This is a genomic window from Edwardsiella anguillarum ET080813 (assembly GCF_000264765.2).
In the GTDB taxonomy this organism is placed as follows: domain Bacteria; phylum Pseudomonadota; class Gammaproteobacteria; order Enterobacterales; family Enterobacteriaceae; genus Edwardsiella; species Edwardsiella anguillarum.
In genome coordinates, this window is record NZ_CP006664.1 from 719,555 (window position 1) to 737,911 (window position 18,357).

Consider the following 18,357-nt stretch of genomic DNA (forward strand, 5'->3'; position numbering starts at 1 on the left):
CCGTCGGCGCCACGGGAGAACACAGCACATGGCAGAGTACTCGAGCAAACAACGAGGGCTGGCGCTGCTGGCCCTGCTGATCGCAGCCAACCTCGCCGCCTGGATCTGGGCCTTTTGCGTCTTTCGCCACCACGCCGTCATGATGAGCGCAGCGCTGCTGGCCTACGGCTTTGGCCTGCGCCACGCGGTGGACGCCGACCATATCGCCGCCATCGATGCCGTCACCCGCAAGCTGATGCAGCAGGGGAAAAAACCGCTCGGCGTCGGCGCCTTCTTCTCCCTGGGCCACTCCACCATTGTGATTCTGGCCTGTCTGGCCATCGTGCTGACGTCGATGGCGTTTCGCGATCGCATCGATGCCCTACATCAGTACGGCGGGCTGATCGGTACCGCCGTATCGGCGCTGTTCCTGCTGGCGATGGGGCTGCTGAACCTGCTGATCCTATTGGGGGTCTGGCGCCAATTCCGGCGGATCACCCACCCCGGAGCCGATACCGACAGCCTGCAGATGGATGATGCCTTGCCCGGTGGGCTGATGACCCGGCTGTTCCACCGCACCTTCCGTCTGGTTACCCGCAGCTGGCACATGTACCTGGTGGGATTCCTGTTCGGCCTGGGATTTGACACCGCCACCGAAGTCGGCCTGCTGGGGATTTCAGCCTCCGCCGCGACCCACGGGCTCTCCCTGTGGTCGCTGATGGTATTCCCGGCGCTGTTTACCGCCGGTATGGCGCTGGTGGATTCGTTGGATAACTTTGTCATGGTCGGCGCCTACGGCTGGGCCTTTTCCCACCCGATCCGCAAGCTGTACTACAACATGACCATCACCGCCGCCTCGGTCGCCGTGGCGCTGATCATCGGTGGCCTGGAGGCGCTGGGGCTTATCGCCGATAGCCTGCAGTTGCAGGGGGGCTTCTGGCAGATGATCGGCAGCCTCAATGACAAGATGGGCAACGCCGGCTTCTGGGTCATCGGCGGTTTCATCCTGTTCTGGCTGCTGTCGCTGCTCAACTACCGCTGGCGCGGCTACGACCGGATCACCCTGAGCGCCAGTTGAGTAAAGTTACAATTCGCACCGTGATCTGCTGCGGCGTTCACGCTATGATCGCGCTATCCGGCCCACCGGGCTCCCCGCCCGGCGCCCGGTCACAGGGAGAACAGGCCGCGGCGGCGGCGGACGATACGTGAAAACGCCAGGCAATCCCGCCACCGGTCACGCTGCGCACGCGCCCTCATCGGGCGGCGACAGACGGCCAGCGCGGCGGGCGTCGACCCCGCGTGACGCGTACACTTGCGGAACACAGCCTCATGACTCAGACCTCACAGCGCATTTTTCTTCTTTGCGGCAGCCTGCTATTGCTGCTGATGGCCGGCTGCTCCAGCCGCCACCACCGCCCGGCGGCCAGCTATAACCCTCAGGCCTACGACGGCATCATCCAGGCGGCGGCGTCCCAGTACAACCTGGATCCTAAGCTTATCAAGGCGATCATCCAGGTCGAATCCAGCTACAATCCCAGCGCCGTCAGCCCCTCCAATGCCATCGGCCTCATGCAGATCAAGGCGGACGGCGCCGGCTGCGACGCCTATCGCTACCAGGGCCGGCGCGGCTGTCCGGACAGCGACGACCTGTACGATCCGGTCACCAACATCCGACTGGGCGCCGCCTACCTCAGCGCGCTACAAAACCAGCAGCTCTACTGGATCAACGATCCTCTGACCCGCCGCTACGCCACCGAGGTGGCCTACGCCAACGGCGCCGGAGCCCTGCTGCGCACCTTTTCCGCCAACCGCCAGACCGCCATCGCCATGATTAACAGCCTGACGCCGGAGGCCTTTCACTGGCACGTACGCCGTCATCATCCGGCGGCGCAGGCGCCGCGCTACATGCTCAAGGTCGAGACCGCCTATAACCATCTGTAGCAGGCTCAGCCTCCGTTGCACAGCGGTACGTTTTTACGGCAAAACGGGCACCAGGTATGACAACGGCTCAGCACGCTGTGTAGCCGAGCGCGGATCCGCCGCTGGCACGCCGGACAGGTGGCGTAGCGCAGATCCAGCAGCCCCTGCACCGCGCCGTCCGCGGCGCGCTCCTCTTCATCGCCGTCCGCCTGACGGCGGGCGCCCTGCATTCCCTGTGGCATCGTTCCTCCTCCTACACCGTCGTCCTCAGCCGCAGCCGCTTCTTATCCACCTTGCCGGAGCAGGTGCGCGGAAACTCCGCCACAAACTCCAGCAGCGTGGGAACCTTAAAGGCGGCCAGATGCGCTGCGCAGTGGGCGATCAGCGTTTCGGGGCGCACCTCGGCCCCCGGCGTCAGCTGCACTATCGCCTTCACCGCCTGATCGCGCAGCGGATCGGCCACGCCGATAACCGCCGCCTCTGACACCGCCGGATGGGTCTCCAGTACCCCCTCCACCTCGCTGGAGGCCACATTCTCTCCCGACCGCTTGATCAGATTGACCGCCCGATCGACAAAGTAGAACCATCCCTCCTCATCGCAATAGCCGGTATCGCCGCTGTGCAGCCAGCCATCTCCGCGCAGCAGGCGGGCGGTTGCCGCCGGATCGTCATAATAGCCTTTAAACAGGCTGCGTCCGGCGACGCCGCGGATACAGATCTCTCCAATCTGCCCCGGCGGCAGCGGATGGCCCTGCGCATCGACGATCCGCGCCTGATATCCCATGCCGGGACGCCCAATCGAGGGGTAGCGCCGCTCCTGCCCCGGCGTATCGCCGATCGCCCCCACCACCGTCTCCGTCATGCCGTAAGAGTTAAACAGGCGCACGCCAAAGCGCCGCTCAAAGGTTTGCTTCTCGGCGTCGGTGATGTTGAGGTAGAAAAACAGATCGCGCAGACAGTGGTTGCGCTCCCAGGCACGCGGCGGCTGCAGCATCAGAGTGCGCACGATCAGTGGCATGGCGTGGCTAAGGGTGGCGCGGTGCAGGCAAACCTGGCGCCAGAAACGGCGCGCGCTGTACTTCTCCAGCAGGATCAGCGTACCGCCGGTCATCAGCATCGGCATCGCCGCGCTACACTGAAAGTCGATATGAAAGTTGGGCATACAGCTCAGGTAACGATCGCGGGCCGTCATCTGCCCCTGCCAGGCGGTGTAGTGGCCGCCGAACAGCAGGTTGGCGTGAGTCAGCTCGACCCCCTTGGGGCAGGAGGTGGTGCCGGAGGTAAACAGAATCTCTGCCACATCGTCCGCGCAGAGCGGCACCCGCGTCCGCAGCTGGCACGGCTGGGCGGCGCAGGCGCGCTGAAAATCGATCGTCCCCGTCGCCTCGCCCTCGCCCTCGCGCAGGATAACCCGGTGGCGCAGGGGATGGGACAGGCGCCGGTACAGCGGTAAAAACGCCGCCTGACAGACCAGCAGGCTGACGCCGCAGCGGCCGAGCAGATAGTCGCACTCCTGTTCGGTATAGCCGGTATTGACCGGTACGGCGACGGCGCCAATGCAGGACAGACCAAACCAGCAGAACAGAAACTCGGGGCAGTTGCGCATCTGCAGCGCGACCCGATCGCCCTTGCGCACCTCCAGCGAAAGGAACAGGTTAGCCGCCCTAATGATTTCATCGTGCATCTGGCGATAGCTATACTCCCGCGTATCGCCGGCCAGATCCTCATACACCAGCGCGCACTGCGCACCCTGATGGCGCGCCCGCGCCTGCCACACGTCCCTCAGCGTGGCATTGCCGATCATATCCATAGCCCCTCATCGTGCGATTGTCATCCTTGGCCATCCCGTCAGGCCGCAGTTCCATACTGGCGAATATAATGCTCACGTAGTTTTAATTTCTTATATTTATGTGTTCTTGTACTAAGTAAAAGCGCAAATTTTGGACTTAGTCACATTACCAAAAATAAAGAGGTCAGGGCCTCTGTCGGAACGCGCCCCTGGTCGCCGAAAAAAGCGGCCAAACGATACAAACAGCAAACATCGTCATAACAACGGTGACGCCGCCGCCCGCGGCGACCCGCGCGAGAGGAGCCATCAGCCGCGCTTATCTGGCGCAGCGCGGCGCCATCGACGTCCCCACCGGACTGCCGTTCTTTTTCCGTTCAACACGGTCCGGTAAGACGGAGGAGCACATCGTTGCAATAATGCTCCCGGGAAACATCGCCGGCGCAATGAGAAAGGCAGATAAAGAATATTTTTTTGGCATGATGCTATTTCAGCAGAGAGGAGTTAATTCAATAAATAGGCAAGCAATAAAGCTCCGCGTTATTTCGTCATAGCAAAGAGCGACGCGCGAGATATGCCCTTCATCCCGACGGCGTCGGGAATGAGGGCAAAAAAAACGGAGGGGAAGGCCCTCCGTCAACGGTCTCAGTCACGCGGGCGCTTCACGCGCCGGCGCCCGCCGCTCAGCGCCCCTTCCATACCGGCTCGCGTTTTTCGGCAAAGGCCTGCGGCCCCTCAAGCGCATCCTCCGAATGCAACACGGCCGGATAGTGCTTCAGGGCGCCGCTGCGGATCAGGCGATAGCCCTCCTCGACGGACAGCTCTGCGGTGGCGCGGACAATCTCCTTCAGCGCCGCCAGCGCCAGCGGTGCGCTCTCCGCCACCTGCTGGGCCAGCGCCCGCGCCGTCGCCATCAGTCGATCGCCCGGCACCACCTGATTAACGATCCCCCAGCGCAGCGCCTCTTCGGCCTCCATACGGCGCCCGCTCATCATCATCTCGTTGGCGATCGCCGGCGGAATGCACTTGGGCAGACGCAGCATGCCGCCGCTGTCCGGGACGATCCCCAGCTTGGCCTCCGGCAGGGCGAAACAGGCATTGTCGGCACAGACGATCATGTCTGCCGCCAGCGCCAGCTCAAAGCCGCCGCCAAAGGCGTAGCCGTTGACCGCGGCGATCACCGGCTTATCCAGGTTGAACAGCTCCGTCAAACCGGCGAAGCCCCCCGGGCCAAAGTCGGCGTCCGGCGCCTCGCCCTCCGCCGCCGCCTTCAGATCCCAGCCGGCGGAGAAAAAGCGTTCGCCGGCGCCGGTAATGATGGCGACGCGCAGCGTCGGATCGTCGCGGAAAGCGATAAACGCCTCCCCCATGGCCAGACTGGTCTTGGCATCGATGGCATTGGCCTTGGGGCGGTTCAGCGTAATTTCCAGAATTCCACCGTTGCGCGCTATCTGTAATGACTCGCTCATCCTCATACTCCATTCCGATTCAACAGGGTGATCGCACCGGCGCGTAGCCACAGGGCTGGCGGCGTACGCCGGCCCCCCCCGGTGCGGTTTAACATAAACTTTTTTTGATCACTTTCCCCGAACAGCTGCGCGGCAGACTGTCGCGGATCTCCAAAAAAGAGGGCACCTTAAACTTGGCCATCCGGGCGGTGCAAAAGGCGAAGAACGCCTCTTCGCTCAGCTGTTCGCCGGGACTCAGCACCACGACCGCCTTGATCGCTTCATCGCGGATAGAGTCTTTCAGGCCGACCACCGCCACATCCATAATCTTGGGGTGGGTCGCCAGAATATTCTCAATCTCCACGCAGGAGATATTCTCCCCGCAGCGTTTGATCATGTTGCAGCTGCGTTCGACAAAGTAGAAGTAGCCCTCGTCATCGCAGTAGGCGTAGTCGCCGGTGCGTAGCCAGCCGTCGGGCGTCAGCACGCGCGCCGTCTCCTGCGGCAGACCGTAATACTCCTTAAACAAGGTCTTGCCAGGAATACCCCGGACCCACAGCTCGCCGGTCTCGCCGACGGTCAATGGATGGCCGTCGGCGCTGCGGATCTCCGCCTCATAGCCCATGCCCACCCGGCCAATAGAGGGCCAGCGCCGCTTGTCGCCCGGCCGGTCGCCAATCAGGCCGACGATGGTCTCCGTCATGCCGTAGGAGGTCAGCAGACGGACGCCGAAGCGCTGCAGAAAGGCCTCTTTCTCCTCCGTCGAGAGGTTGAGATAAAACAGCACCTCGCGCAGGCAGTGGCTGCGCTCCCACGGCATCGTCGGCTGCATCATCAGGGTTTTGATCATCAGTGGGATACACTCCGTCAGCGTGGCGCGGTACTTGCAGACCTGCCCCCAGAAGGCCCGGGCGCTGTACTTCTCCAGCAGCACCAGCGTCGCCCCGACGCTAAAGGCGGCCATGGCGACGGTGCACTGGCAGTCAATGTGGTAGGCGGGCATCGGCGTCAGATAGACATCATCCGCGCGCAGCGCGCACTGCCAGGCGGTGTAATAGCCGGCGAACAGCAGATTGTAGTGGGTGATCACCACCCCCTTCGGTGCCGAGGTGGTGCCGGAGGTAAACAGGATCTCGGCGGTATCCAACGCGCTGAGCGCCGGCGCGTGTAACAACTGCGCCGGCTGCTGATCCTTCAGGCGTTGAAAATCCTTCATGCCATCGGCGTCCGCCGCGGGGGACGCCCCGGCATCGATCAGCAGAATCCCCTGCAGCGGCGCGTCCGCCTCGCGGCGCAGCGACGCATAGGCGGGCGCGGCGGCACCCGTGGTCACCACCAGCCGGGCGGCGCACTGGCGGATGATAAACGCGCACTCGTCATGCAGCAGGTTGGCGTTGATCGGCACCACGACGGCGCCGATCTTGGTCAGGCCAAACCAGCAGAAGATGAACTCGGCGCAGTTGTTCAGGTGCAGCGCCACCCGGTCGCCCTTTTCGATCCCCAGGGTCAGAAACAGGTTGGCCGTGCGATTGATCTCCTCGTTCAGCCGGGCGTAGCTGTAGTCTCTGGCCTCGCCCCGCAGATTTTCGACGATCAGCGCCGTTTTCCCACCGTGCATCGCCGCCAGATCGTCCCACGCCTGACGCAGATGGCGTTCCCCTATCATGTCCATGCTCTACCGCCGTTGAATGGTGCCATGCCGTTGCCCGTCTACGCGGACAACGGCGGTACGGCCTTACTGACCGGTCTTGGCCAGTCCTTTCGCCACCAGGGCGTCGATCGCCGTCTGGTCATAGCCGATGCTGTGCAGGATCGCCGCGGTATCCATGCCGTGTTCCGGCATGCCGCGCCAAATCTGCCCCGGGTGATGTTTAAACTTCGGCATCACGTTGGGGCCTTTGCAGGTGTGCCCATCAACGGCCTTCCAGGTGGTGATCGACTCGCGCGCCACGTACTGCGGGTTGCTTTCCAGCTCATCCACGTTCAGCACCTTGGCGCAGGCGATCTTCAGCTCGGCAAAGCGGGCCTGCACCTCGGCGATGGTGTGCTGCGCCAGCCAGGCGTCCAGCTTCTCCTCTACCAGCTCGCCGTGCGGGCATTCGATGCGGTGGATAAGCTGGGTGCCCTCCGGCACCTCCGGCGTATCCAGCAGATGCGCCAGGCCGATATCGTTGAACATCTCACGGATCTGGGTGATCCCCACCAGCTCCATCACGATATAGCCGTCGCTGCACCGATACAGGCCGCAGCCGGCGTAGTAGGGGTCCTTGCCTTTGGTCATGCGCGGACACATTTCGCCGCCGTTGAAGTAGTCCATCATGAAGTACTGCCCCATGCGCAGCATCACTTCATACATGGCGACGTCGATGCTCTCGCCCACGCCGGTCTGCTGTGCCTTGTACAGGGCGGCCAGGGCAGCGGTGGTCACCGTCATACCGGAGAAGTAGTCGGCGGTATACGGGAAGGCCGGCATCGGCTGATCTTTATCGCCGTTCTGGATCAGATAGCCGCTGAACGCCTGGGCGATGGTGTTATAGGCGGCCAGGTTGGTGTACTCCGGCGTGCCGTACTGGCCAAAGCCGGACAGGTGAGCGATCACCAGTTTTTTATTGCGCTCCCACAGCACCTCGTCGGTGATGCCGCGGCGGGCGAAGGCCGGGCCCTTGCTGGCCTCGATGAAAATATCGGTGGTCTCCATCAGGCGCAGGAATGCTTCGCGTCCCTCATCCTTAAAAATATTCAGCGACAGCGCGTGCAGGTTGCGGCGCGACAGCTGGGGGTAGTTGGGCTGTACCCGGATCGTATCCCCGTAGGCGACGTTTTCGATCCAGATAACTTCGGCGCCCCATTCGGCAAACATTTGTCCGGCAAAGGGACCGGCGATCTCGATGCCGGAAAACACGACGCGCAGGCCAGAGAGCGGGCCAAACTTGGGCATGGACAGACGGTCAGACATAACGTGATCCTTCTTAACAAAATCAGCGGACCCGGGGCCGGGCACATTAGCCCCGGGTGTCATGGCAGACAGACGGTCGCCGCGGCGGCCGTCTGCAGCCCTTAGCGATACTGTTTCAGCACCGCGCGGCCCAGGGTCAGGATCTGCATCTCGTCGGAGCCGCCGGAAACGCGGTCCACGCGCAGGTCGCGCCAGAAGCGGGTGATGCGGTGATCGCCGGCGATCCCGACCCCACCCAATACCTGCATGGCAGTATCCACGACCTCAAAGGCGGCGTTGGCGCAGAAGTATTTACACATCGCCGCATCGCCGGAGGTCATCAGGCCGTTGTCGCTCTTCCAGGCAGACTCCAGCAGCATGTTCTTCATGGAGTTCAGCTTGATCGCCATGTGGGCGAACTTCTCCTGGATCAGCTGGAAGCGGCCGATGGTTTCACCGAACTGCACACGCTGGTTGGCGTAGCGCGCGGCGTCCTCGAAGGCGCACAGCGCGGTGCCATAGTTGGTCAGCGCCACCAGGAAGCGTTCATGATCGAACTCCTCTTTCACCCGGTTGAAGCCATTGCCTTCGCGCCCGAACAGATCCTTCTCCTCCAGCTCGACGTTGTCGAATACCACCTCACAGCAGCTGTCCATGCGCAGGCCCAGCTTCTCCAGCTTGTTGACCTTAATGCCCGGCAGGCTCATATCGACAAACCACTCGGAGTAGACCGCTTTCTCCGGCGAGGCGCCGTCGCGTGCCATCACCACCAGATACGGGGTGTAGGCGCTGCTGGTGATAAAGCACTTGCTGCCGTTGAGGTAGACCTTGCCGTTCTTGCGCGTATAGGTGGTCTGCAGGCTGCCCACGTCAGAGCCGGCGCCCGGCTCGGTGATCGCGGAGTTCCACATTTGCTTGCCGGTGCCGCGAAAGGCCATGATGCGGTCGATCTGCTCCGCGGTCCCCTCGCGCAGGACGGTGTTAAACCCGCCCGGCAGCTGGTATAGCACATAGGTCGGCGCCCCCAGGCGGCCCAGCTCCATCCAGACCGCGGCCAGGGTGACGAACCCGGCGTCCAGCCCGCCCTGATCCTCCGGCAGCAGCAGCGAGTCGATGCCCATATCCGCCAGTGCCTTAACAAAACGTTCAGGGTATTCGCTGTTGCGATCGCACTCGGCAAAGTAGGCTTCCCAGTTTTCCTGCGCCATCAGATCGCGAATTCCGGCAACGAACAGCTCCTGCTCGTCAGTCAGTGTAAAATCCATGTGTCAGACCTCTTGTTTGGCAAATTAACGGTTTAATATTTCCAGTACGTGGACTTGGCATCTTTCAAAAATGATATAGTTATCAATATATTGACAAAGAACAGCGGGCAGCCGCCGGCGATGATCGCCGTCTGAATCGGCTTCAGTCCGCCCAGGGCCAACAGGATGATGCCGATGATGCCGACCAGTACGGACCAGCCCACGCGTACCCAAATCGGCGGCTCTTGATAGCCACTGGCCTCTTTACAGGTCGACATCGCCAGGGTGTAGGAGCAGGCGTTGATCAGGGTCACGGTGGCGATGAAGCACAGGATGAAGAACGCCCACATGGTCGCCGTACTCATCGGCAGCGCGGCCCAGGTTTCGATGATGGCGCGGGCAACGCCGTGGGTTTCGATGGTCTTCGGCAGATCGACCATGCTGTTGTTCATCAGAGAGAGGGTGTTGCTGCCCAGAATGGTCCACAGCAGCCAGGTCGACGCCGTCAGACCGCCGACCATCCCCAGGCACAGCTGGCGCACGGTACGGCCTTTAGAGATACGGGCCAGGAAGATACACATCTGGATGCCGTACACGATCCACCATGCCCAGTAGAACACGGTCCAGGCCTGCGGGAAGCCGCTCTTGCCGACGGCATCGGTGTAGAACAGCATGCGGCCGACGTTCATCAGCAGCACCCCGACGGAGTCGGTGAAGTAGTTAACGGTGAAGCTGGTGGCACCGATGATCAGGACCCACGCCAGAACGATGATGCTCAGGTAGTTACGTACGTCACTGGCCACCTTGACCCCTTTCTGCAGGCCAAAGGCGACGCACACGGCGTTAAAGACGATCCAGCAGCAGATGATCAGCGCATCCAGCTCCAACGTATGCGGCACGCCGAACAGATACTGGATACATTCGGTCACCAACGGCGTCGCCAGCCCCAGGCTGGTCCCCATCGCCAGGATCAGCGCAACCAGATACAGGTTATCGACCACCACGCCGAACAGGCCGTTGCAGCGCTTCTCGCCCATCAGCGCGACCAGGGTGCCGCTGGGGCGGACTACGCTGATTTTGCGCACGAACAGGAAGTAACCAAAGGCCACGGCTAGGAAGCTGTAGGTCGCCCACGGCAGCGGTCCCCAGTGGAACAGGCTATAGGCCAGCCCCATCTCTTTAGCGGCGTTGGAGAACGGCGTTAGGCCAAACGGCGGCGTGGCGACATAGTAATAAATTTCGATGGAGCCCCAGAACAGGACCGCCGCAGAGGTACAGGAGGCGAACATCATGAAGATCCAGCTGACGGTGCTGAACTCTGGCGCCTCATCCCCCAGACGGCGTTGGGCAAAGGGGCCAAAGATCAGCCAAAACCACCCGCCCAGCATCACCACCATGTACCACTCGAAGGCCCAGCCCCATGAGTAGGTGATGTAGTTAAATACCGAGTTAATCACCGCGTTAGAGGCATCCAAATCGCGAATGGTCAGGTAACAAAGTAACGCAACAATAATCAATGACGGGAAAAAGACTTTGGGCTCTATCCCTGTTTTCCGGCTGCTATTTTCAGTCTTCATTTACGTATCTTCCCTCATGGAAAGGCATACCTCGCCATGATCACGTTAAGTGTAAAGGTTCTGAATAAGCCACGTTAGCGTATATAAAACACACGTTGGCGCGACATAAGTCTCTATATCATTTGAAATAAAAAAAGCAATTAATAACAAAAACACAGTAATGACATTTATCCATCTGTCTTATCTCGCGGGATAAGCAAGGACGCATGATTAATGTGTGATTATAATGAAATTTGACCGTTCAATAATCCGTGATCTTAATCAAACAATTTCTCAGGTCTCGCGCCGCCGACGCCGGCGACGCCGCCGTTACCGCCAAGAACAATTAAAAAACAAAATAAAAACAATTATATACAAACAAAAATGAGCAATTTCACGCTATGCAAACGCGATGTAACACCTTCAATATTGGTGATCTATGTATTATTTTGGCATTGTGAATCATGGTATTTCTATTGGCGTCAGAATGATTTCAGCGCAAGGATGCGAGATGAGGAAATATTAAATTACGCGAGTTTTACTGGCGGTTAATTTATTTATAGACCAGGTGAATCAATTTTAACAAGCGTATTACCAAAAACACAATTTAATTTTTCTTCCTTGTGTATAGCCTGATTCAGGACAGTTTCGCTACACCCAAATTTTATATTGCCTATCGGAGAAGTGATGAAAATTATCGCATGTTATAAACTCATCCCCGAGGAGCAGGATATCACGGTCAACAGTGATGGCTCCCTGAACCTCAGTAAGGCGGATGCCAAAATCAGCCAGTTCGATCTGAATGCGATCGAAGCGGCTAACTCCTTAAAACAGCAGAACAGCGATATTCATATCGTCGCCATGAGCGTCGGCGGTGATGCCCTGACCAACGCCAAGGCGCGCAAGGATGTGCTGTCTCGCGGTCCGGACGAGCTGATCGCCGTCTCGGCGGCGGGGCTGGAAAACAGCCTGCCGCACCAGACGGCCTCTCTGCTGGCCGCCGCCGCGCGCAAAAATGGCTTTGACCTGATCCTGTGCGGCGACGGTTCGGCGGATCTGTATGCACAGCAGGTTGGCCTGCTGCTGGGCGACGCGCTCTCCGTCCCGGCGATCAACGGTGTCAGCCGTATCCTTAGCCTCTCCGATGGACAGATCGAGATCGAACGCACCCTGGAAGATGAAGTCGAAACCCTCACCCTGCCCCTGCCGGCGGTCATTGCCGTCTCCACCGACATCAATGCCCCGCAGATCCCGTCCATGAAGGCCATCCTCGGCGCCGCCAAAAAACCGGCGCAGACCTGGTCTTGCGACGATCTGGACGCCGGCGATGCCCATGCCTACACCACCCTGCTCAGCGTTCAGGCGCCGCAGCAGAAGGCGCGTGCGCGGGTGATCATCGAAGGGGACGGCGAAGAACAAATCGCCGAGTTTGCAGAACATCTGCGCAAAATCGTGCGTTAATGGGGAACAACATGAGCAAATATGCAACCGTATGGGTATTCAGCGACAGCGAATCGCGTCTGGCAGAGCTGATGGGCGGCGCACGCGCGCTGGGTGACAACGTGCAGGCCGTGGTTCAAGGCGATGCCCAGGCGGCGCAGGCCTTCCGTCTCGGCGCCGACGCCGTTCACGATCTCGGCGCCCTGCCGAGTGACCGCATCGTCGAAGACTACGCGGATACCCTGGTGCAGGCCATCCGCGCCCACGGCGAACGAGCGCTGGTGCTGCTGCCGGCCAGCCGCCGCGGCAAAGCGCTGGCCGCCCGCCTCGGCGCCCGACTGCAGGGCGGCGTGGTCAACGACGCCAGCGAAGTGACCCTGGACGCGGGTCAGCCCATCGCCACCCACATGGTGTACGGCGGCCTAGCGCTGGGTAAAGAGCGCATCGATACCCCCTACGCGGTCATCACCCTGGCCAGCGGCGCCTTTGCCGCCGCCGCCGAAGACGCCGCCCGCAGCGGCAGCGCCGCCGCACTGGCCTTTGTGGCGCCGGCACAGCCTATCACCTGCGTCTCCCGCCGCGCCAAGCAGGGTGAAAACGTCGATCTGGGCAAGGCGCGCTGGGTCGTCAGCGTCGGGCGCGGCATCGGCAACCAGCAGAACATCGCGCTGGCGCAGGCCTTCAGCGATGCCATCGGCGCCGAACTGGGCTGCTCGCGCCCGGTGGCGGAAAACGAGAAGTGGATGGAGCGCGAACGCTATGTCGGTATCTCCGGCATCATGATCAAGCCGGATCTGTATCTGGCCCTGGGGATCTCCGGACAGATCCAGCACATGGTCGGCGCCAACGGCGCACAGACCATCATGGCGATCAACAAGGATAAGAATGCCCCGATCTTCCAGTATGCCGACTACGGCATCGTCGGCGATCTGGTGAAAATTGTCCCCGCCCTGACCGACGCCCTGAAACGCTAGCCGTATGGCCGGCGCCGTCCCCCCGGCGCCGGCCGCATTATCTGCCACTGGAGACACCATGTCTGAAGATGCATTTGACGCGATTATTGTCGGCGCCGGTCTGGCCGGTTGCGTAGCCGCGCTGGTTCTGGCGCGCGCCGGAGCCAACGTGCTGGTGATTGAGCGCGGAAACTACGCCGGCGCTAAAAACGTCACCGGCGGCCGGCTGTATGCCCATACTCTGGAGCGTATCATTCCCGGGTTCGCCGAGCAGGCGCCTGTTGAGCGCCGCATTACCCACGAGAAGATCGCCTTTCTCACCGCCGACAGCGCCGTCACCCTGGACTACCACAACGCCCGCGACGGCGCGGCCGAGGCGGCCTCCTATTCGGTGCTGCGCGGTAAATTTGATACCTGGCTGATGGAGCAGGCCGAAGCGGCCGGCGCCCAGTTTATCCCCGGCATTCGCGTCGATCGTCTGATCCAGCGCGATGGCCGGGTCGTCGGCGTAGAGGCCGACGGCGACGAGCTGGAGGCCAACGTCGTGATCCTGGCCGAAGGGGTCAACGCCCTGCTGGCCGAGCAGATCGGCATGGTACAGCCGCGGGTCGAGGCCAAAAACGTCGCCGTGGGAGTCAAAGAGCTGATCGAACTGCCGCGCGAGCTGCTGGAGGCGCGTTTTGCCCTGCAGGGGAACGACGGCACCGCCTGGCTGTTCGCCGGCACCCCCTCCGACGGCCTGATGGGCGGCGGTTTCCTCTACACCAACGGCGACTCCCTATCGCTGGGGATCGTCTGCGGTCTGCACCACATTGAGCAGGCGGGGAAATCCATCCCACAGATGCTGGAGGACTTTAAACGGCATCCGACGGTGCGACCGCTGATCGACGGCGGCAAGACCGTCGAATACGCCGCCCACGTGGTGCCGGAAGCCGGCATCAACATGCAGCCTAAGCTGGTGGCCGACGGCGTACTGCTGGCCGGCGATGCGGCAGGCATGTGCCTTAACCTGGGCTTTACCATTCGCGGAATGGATCTGGCCATCGCCTCCGGTGAAGCCGCGGCGCGCGCCGTACTGGCCGCCCGCGAAAAGAGCGACTTCAGCGCCGCCGGACTGGCCGAGTATCCGCGTCTGCTGGAGAGCCTGCCGGTGATGAAAGAGCTGCGCCACTACCGCAAGGTACCGCAGATGATGGATAACCCGCGCATGTTCACCCAATACCCACAGCTGGCCGCCGACATCATGTCTGCGCTGTTCACCGTCGACGGACGCCCGCCGCAGCCGCTGCGTAAGACCCTGCTACAGCACTGCAAACAGGTCGGCTACCTGAATCTGCTCAAAGACGGCATTAAAGGAGTGACAGCACTATGAGCGAACCGGTTAACGTCGATGTCAAACTGGGCATCAATAAGTTCCATGTCGATGAGGGGCATCCGCATATCATCATCCGCGAACACCCGAACATGGCGGCGTTCCATACCTTGACCCTGGCCTGCCCGGCGGGGCTGTACAAGCTACAGGACGACGGCACGGTTCAGTTCGACTACGCCGGCTGTCTCGAGTGCGGCACCTGCCGCATCCTGGGCGTCGGTGACGTCCTGGAGCAGTGGAACTACCCACGCGGCACCTTCGGCGTCGAATACCGCTACGGCTGACCCTCCGGCGGAAGCGGCGCACCGTTTCCGCCGCATCACAATAATAAGCCGCCTGCCGGCGCCCCGCCTGTCGCGGGGCTTGCATCGTCACTTTTACAGATACCAGGATTATGGAACAGCCTAAAAGATTCGATGACATCCGTTTTACACCGGTGCACCGCAAGATCATGCTGTGGGGGAGCGGAGGCCCGTTCCTCGATGGCTATGTTCTGGTGATTATCGGCATCGCCCTCGAGCAGCTGACTCCCCTGCTGCAGCTGGACGCCAACTGGATAGGCATGGTCGGCGCCGCCACGCTGGTCGGGCTGTTTATCGGCACCTCGCTGTTCGGCTATGTGGCGGATCGGGTCGGGCGCCGCCTGATGTTCCTGATCGACATCATCGCCATCGGCGTGATCTCCGCCGCCACCATGTTTGTCACCTCGCCGCTGGAGTTGGTGATCCTGCGCTTTCTGATCGGCATCGTCATCGGCGCCGACTACCCCATCGCCACCTCGATGATCGCCGAATTCTCCTCCACCAAGCAGCGTGCCTTCACCATGGGGTTTATCGCCGCCATGTGGTATATCGGCGCCACCGCCGCCGATCTGGTGGGCTATCTGCTGTACGATGTGGAAAACGGCTGGCGCTGGATGCTGGGCAGCGCGATCGTTCCCTGCATCATCATCTTACTGGGCCGGGTCGAGCTGCCGGAGTCGCCGCGCTGGCTGATCCGCAAGGGGCGCCACGCCGAATGTCGCGCGCTGATGATCCGGCTGTTCGGCCAGCCGGTGACCTTTGACGACGAAGCTCCGCAAGAGACCCGCTACCGCGATATCTTCAGCCGCCGTCATCTCTCCTCGATCCTGTTCGTCGCCGCCATCTGGACCTGCCAGGTGATCCCCATGTTCGCCATCTACACCTTTGGCCCGCAGATCGTCACCCTGCTGGGGCTGGAGCAAGGGCGAGAGGCAGTGCTGGGCAACGTGGTGATCAGCCTGTTCTTCATGCTCGGCTGCCTGCCAGCTATGTACTGGCTCAACAGCGTTGGCCGCCGTCCGCTGCTGATCGGCAGCTTCGCCATCATGACCCTATCGCTGCTGATGCTGGGGCTGGTCGATCAGCCCGGGATCCTGCTGATCGTCAGCGCCTTCGCCCTGTACGCCTTCTTCTCCGGCGGCCCGGGGATCCTGCAGTGGCTCTATCCCAATGAGCTGTTTCCCACGGCGATCCGCGCCTCGGCGGTCGGCGCCGCCATGTCGCTGAGCCGCATCGGCACCGTGGTCTCAACCTACGCCCTGCCCCTGTTCATGCAGCAGCACGGGATCTCCGCCACCATGCTGGTCGGCGCCGGCATTTCACTGTTCGGTCTGCTGATCTCGGTGATGATGGCGCCGGAGACCCGCGGGCTGTCGCTGGAACAAACCAGCCGGATGAAACTGTTTTAACGCCGCCCCTGGGGGGCGGCGGCGGATCGGCGGGTAGCCCCAGGGCTACCCGCCGCGCATCAGGCAATCTGCAGCTGACGGTAAAAATAGTCGGCGCCGTCGCGCAGGGCACGGTCGGCGCTCTCCATCATCCGGGAGTAATGCAGAAAGGCGTGCATCACGCCGGGGTACATGTGGTAGCTGCAGGGCTGGCGGTGTTCGCGCAGCGTCTGGTACAGCGCCACGCTGTCGTCCAGCAGCGGATCGAACTGCGCCCCGGCGATAAAGCAGGGGGGGATGCCATGGGTGAGATCGTTGTTAAACAGGCAGTAATAGGGCGACTCCCGCGACGCCGCATCCGGCAGGTAGGCCTGCTCATAGCTCAGCATATCCGCCTGGGTTAGCCCATCCCAAACGCCGCCGTACAGGCGACGGCTGGCCGAATCTTGCAGGCCATACAGACCGTAGTAGAGCAGCACCCCGCGCACCTTGCCGCAGTCGATCCCGCGATCGCGCATCCACAGCACCGTCGCCATCGCCAGCATGGCCCCGGCGGAGTCGCCGGCAAAGCCAATCCGTGCCATCGGCAGCCCGTACTCACCGGCGCGGCGACGAAAGAAGTCACAGACGGCGACGCTCTCCTCGATGGCCTGCGGGAAGCGCGCCTCCGGCGACAGGCTGTAATCTATACCGATCACCGCGCAACGGCTGTAGTCGGCCAGCAGGCGCATAATGCGATCGTGGGTATCCAGATTACCCACAATAAATCCGCCGCCGTGCAGATAGAACAGCACCGCCTGCGCCGGGTGACGCGGAAAATAGAGACGCGTCGCAACCGGGCCGTGTGGCGTCTCCACGCTGACCTGCTCACAGCGGGCCATTTCGGCACCGCCCTGATTCCAATACTGCCGCTCCTGAATATAGGCCTGACGCATCGACGAATAATCTAAGCAGATCGGTTCATCTGTTGTATTCTGCTGCTGAAATTGCAAAACCCGCTTCATTTCATCAGAGATACGCTCAGGAACATTTACTTTATTCTTTTGTTGCATACCGTTCTCCCAATCGATTAACTGATATTTTATGACATATAGAAATGGGTTCTGTGAGCTACGCCATAAGCAGAAAAAACCATTATAAATAATAGAATTACCATCGTGTTACACGAGAGTACCGCGCAACGCTGGACATCAGAAAATGTAATAAAATGACATCGACAATAATATTCATGATCACGATCGCTCCCGCCACCGCTGCGCCATGTTAATTCTCGATGCGATAATAAATACGAACAATCACTTCTTTCACACCTCAGCAAAACATTGTTTTAACAACAGCACCGCGGCGACATTTTTATCAAAAAGATATAAAAATTCATTGTGATTAGATACAGCCGTTGGGTATATTCAAATATATCCATAGCCTGTGTGCACAGACGTCAGCGATGCTGTCAGGATGCTTCACGAATATTGCACGACAGGTTACAGAATACTGTTAATTGGATTAATCATTCTGGTTAAATGGGTGGAAATATGCGTAGAGAGTATGCTCAGGAACCTTTATATCTGTCCGTTGCACGCTGGGTGATGCAACAGCAGCGTTGGGTCAGCGCCCGCGAGATAGCCCAACAGTTCGACCTTTCTCCCTGCAAAGCCATCAACACCGTCTCCTATATTTTATCCGGCGTGGAGGAGATTACCTGTCAGACCAAAACGGTCCCCAATCAGCTAGAGGGCCGCGGCTGTCAGTGCCAGCGCCTGATTCAGGTCACCCACATCGATGAGCTGATCGCCGCGCGGATCAGCAACGCCATCAACACGGAGAGTGAAGGCGCCAACGCAGAGCAGCAGGCCGCGGAGGCCGAGGCCGTCGCACGCATGGCCATCCGCCTCCCTCCCGATGAGCTCAACCGCGAACAAAAATGGCAATGGATGCTCTCCAAGGCACAGCGTAAATAAGGGCAGGATCGTACCGGGAAAGTTTACCCATCCGCACCATTCCACCCGCCACCGACGCCCAGAGGGTGGCAGAGTC

16 protein-coding genes are annotated in these 18,357 nt (G+C 60.8%); 8 read left to right on the forward strand and 8 right to left on the reverse strand.

What is annotated here, in order from left to right:
* Positions 1-28 precede the first annotated feature (28 nt).
* Positions 29-1,057, forward strand: coding sequence for a HoxN/HupN/NixA family nickel/cobalt transporter (locus ETEE_RS03330; protein WP_034164154.1), 1,029 nt, complete (start codon positions 29-31; stop codon positions 1,055-1,057).
* Between the two features lie 251 nt (positions 1,058-1,308).
* Positions 1,309-1,920 (forward strand): transglycosylase SLT domain-containing protein, encoded by a 612-nt coding sequence (locus tag ETEE_RS03335; protein ID WP_034164153.1) that lies wholly within the window; start codon positions 1,309-1,311, stop codon positions 1,918-1,920.
* A gap of 5 nt (positions 1,921-1,925) precedes the next feature.
* On the opposite strand, the gene ETEE_RS03340 is transcribed toward ETEE_RS03335, so the two are convergent.
* From ETEE_RS03340 to caiT, 7 genes are all read right to left on the reverse strand, one after another.
* Complete coding sequence (locus tag ETEE_RS03340) at positions 1,926-2,141, reverse strand: hypothetical protein (RefSeq protein WP_034164152.1); 216 nt, start codon at positions 2,139-2,141, stop codon at positions 1,926-1,928.
* A gap of 11 nt (positions 2,142-2,152) precedes the next feature.
* A complete protein-coding gene (caiC, locus tag ETEE_RS03345; RefSeq protein ID WP_034164151.1) occupies positions 2,153-3,709 on the reverse strand; it encodes a crotonobetaine/carnitine-CoA ligase in 1,557 nt (518 codons plus the stop codon).
* A 659-nt stretch (positions 3,710-4,368) separates the two neighbouring features.
* Positions 4,369-5,154 (reverse strand): crotonobetainyl-CoA hydratase, encoded by a 786-nt coding sequence (gene caiD / locus ETEE_RS03350; RefSeq protein ID WP_034164150.1) that lies wholly within the window; start codon positions 5,152-5,154, stop codon positions 4,369-4,371.
* 88 nt (positions 5,155-5,242) lie between these two features.
* Positions 5,243-6,805 carry a crotonobetaine/carnitine-CoA ligase gene (caiC, locus tag ETEE_RS03355; protein ID WP_034164149.1) on the reverse strand — a complete coding sequence of 521 codons (1,563 nt, stop codon included), beginning with the start codon at positions 6,803-6,805 and terminating at the stop codon, positions 5,243-5,245.
* Positions 6,806-6,868: 63 nt separating this feature from the next.
* Positions 6,869-8,089: an L-carnitine CoA-transferase gene (gene caiB, locus ETEE_RS03360; RefSeq protein WP_034164148.1), complete on the reverse strand. Its 1,221-nt coding sequence runs from the start codon at positions 8,087-8,089 to the stop codon at positions 6,869-6,871.
* A 101-nt stretch (positions 8,090-8,190) separates the two neighbouring features.
* Positions 8,191-9,333 (reverse strand): crotonobetainyl-CoA dehydrogenase, encoded by a 1,143-nt coding sequence (gene caiA, locus ETEE_RS03365; RefSeq protein WP_012849490.1) that lies wholly within the window; start codon positions 9,331-9,333, stop codon positions 8,191-8,193.
* 32 nt (positions 9,334-9,365) lie between these two features.
* The gene (gene caiT, locus ETEE_RS03370; RefSeq protein ID WP_034164147.1) at positions 9,366-10,889 is read right to left on the reverse strand and encodes an L-carnitine/gamma-butyrobetaine antiporter; all 1,524 of its coding nucleotides are present in this window, start codon (positions 10,887-10,889) and stop codon (positions 9,366-9,368) included.
* 666 nt (positions 10,890-11,555) lie between these two features.
* Between caiT and ETEE_RS03375 the strand changes: the two genes are divergently transcribed.
* The 5 genes from ETEE_RS03375 to ETEE_RS03395 all read left to right on the forward strand — a co-directional run bounded on the left by ETEE_RS03375 (position 11,556) and on the right by ETEE_RS03395 (position 16,344).
* The gene (locus ETEE_RS03375) at positions 11,556-12,329 is read left to right on the forward strand and encodes an electron transfer flavoprotein FixA (protein ID WP_034164146.1); all 774 of its coding nucleotides are present in this window, start codon (positions 11,556-11,558) and stop codon (positions 12,327-12,329) included.
* Between the two features lie 11 nt (positions 12,330-12,340).
* Positions 12,341-13,282 (forward strand): FAD-binding protein, encoded by a 942-nt coding sequence (locus tag ETEE_RS03380; protein WP_034164145.1) that lies wholly within the window; start codon positions 12,341-12,343, stop codon positions 13,280-13,282.
* A 58-nt stretch (positions 13,283-13,340) separates the two neighbouring features.
* Entirely contained in the window at positions 13,341-14,633 is a 1,293-nt protein-coding gene (fixC, locus tag ETEE_RS03385; RefSeq protein ID WP_034164144.1) for an FAD-dependent oxidoreductase FixC, read from the forward strand.
* A complete protein-coding gene (gene fixX, locus ETEE_RS03390; RefSeq protein ID WP_034164143.1) occupies positions 14,630-14,917 on the forward strand; it encodes a ferredoxin-like protein FixX in 288 nt (95 codons plus the stop codon). Before fixC ends, fixX begins: the two co-directional genes overlap by 4 nt.
* A gap of 110 nt (positions 14,918-15,027) precedes the next feature.
* Positions 15,028-16,344, forward strand: a complete 1,317-nt coding sequence (locus tag ETEE_RS03395; RefSeq protein ID WP_034164142.1) for an MFS transporter — start codon at positions 15,028-15,030, stop codon at positions 16,342-16,344.
* A 59-nt stretch (positions 16,345-16,403) separates the two neighbouring features.
* Here ETEE_RS03395 and aes read toward each other — a convergent pair whose 3' ends face one another.
* The gene (gene aes / locus ETEE_RS03400) at positions 16,404-17,375 is read right to left on the reverse strand and encodes an acetyl esterase (protein WP_034164141.1); all 972 of its coding nucleotides are present in this window, start codon (positions 17,373-17,375) and stop codon (positions 16,404-16,406) included.
* Between the two features lie 480 nt (positions 17,376-17,855).
* On the opposite strand from aes, the gene caiF reads away from it, so the two are divergent.
* Entirely contained in the window at positions 17,856-18,281 is a 426-nt protein-coding gene (caiF, locus tag ETEE_RS03405; RefSeq protein WP_034164140.1) for a carnitine metabolism transcriptional regulator CaiF, read from the forward strand.
* Positions 18,282-18,357: the final 76 nt, after the last annotated feature.

Coding starts and splice junctions, on each gene's coding strand:
- ETEE_RS03380 (WP_034164145.1), top strand. CDS start 12,341: ATGAGCAAATATGCAACCGTATGGGTATTCAGCGACAGCGAATCGCGT.
- caiA (WP_012849490.1), bottom strand. CDS start 9,333: ATGGATTTTACACTGACTGACGAGCAGGAGCTGTTCGTTGCCGGAATT.
- ETEE_RS03395 (WP_034164142.1), top strand. CDS start 15,028: ATGGAACAGCCTAAAAGATTCGATGACATCCGTTTTACACCGGTGCAC.
- caiC (WP_034164151.1), bottom strand. CDS start 3,709: ATGGATATGATCGGCAATGCCACGCTGAGGGACGTGTGGCAGGCGCGG.
- ETEE_RS03340 (WP_034164152.1), bottom strand. CDS start 2,141: ATGCCACAGGGAATGCAGGGCGCCCGCCGTCAGGCGGACGGCGATGAA.
- caiB (WP_034164148.1), bottom strand. CDS start 8,089: ATGTCTGACCGTCTGTCCATGCCCAAGTTTGGCCCGCTCTCTGGCCTG.
- ETEE_RS03375 (WP_034164146.1), top strand. CDS start 11,556: ATGAAAATTATCGCATGTTATAAACTCATCCCCGAGGAGCAGGATATC.
- fixC (WP_034164144.1), top strand. CDS start 13,341: ATGTCTGAAGATGCATTTGACGCGATTATTGTCGGCGCCGGTCTGGCC.
- caiT (WP_034164147.1), bottom strand. CDS start 10,889: ATGAAGACTGAAAATAGCAGCCGGAAAACAGGGATAGAGCCCAAAGTC.
- caiD (WP_034164150.1), bottom strand. CDS start 5,154: ATGAGCGAGTCATTACAGATAGCGCGCAACGGTGGAATTCTGGAAATT.
- fixX (WP_034164143.1), top strand. CDS start 14,630: ATGAGCGAACCGGTTAACGTCGATGTCAAACTGGGCATCAATAAGTTC.
- caiF (WP_034164140.1), top strand. CDS start 17,856: ATGCGTAGAGAGTATGCTCAGGAACCTTTATATCTGTCCGTTGCACGC.
- ETEE_RS03335 (WP_034164153.1), top strand. CDS start 1,309: ATGACTCAGACCTCACAGCGCATTTTTCTTCTTTGCGGCAGCCTGCTA.
- caiC (WP_034164149.1), bottom strand. CDS start 6,805: ATGGACATGATAGGGGAACGCCATCTGCGTCAGGCGTGGGACGATCTG.
- aes (WP_034164141.1), bottom strand. CDS start 17,375: ATGCAACAAAAGAATAAAGTAAATGTTCCTGAGCGTATCTCTGATGAA.
- ETEE_RS03330 (WP_034164154.1), top strand. CDS start 29: ATGGCAGAGTACTCGAGCAAACAACGAGGGCTGGCGCTGCTGGCCCTG.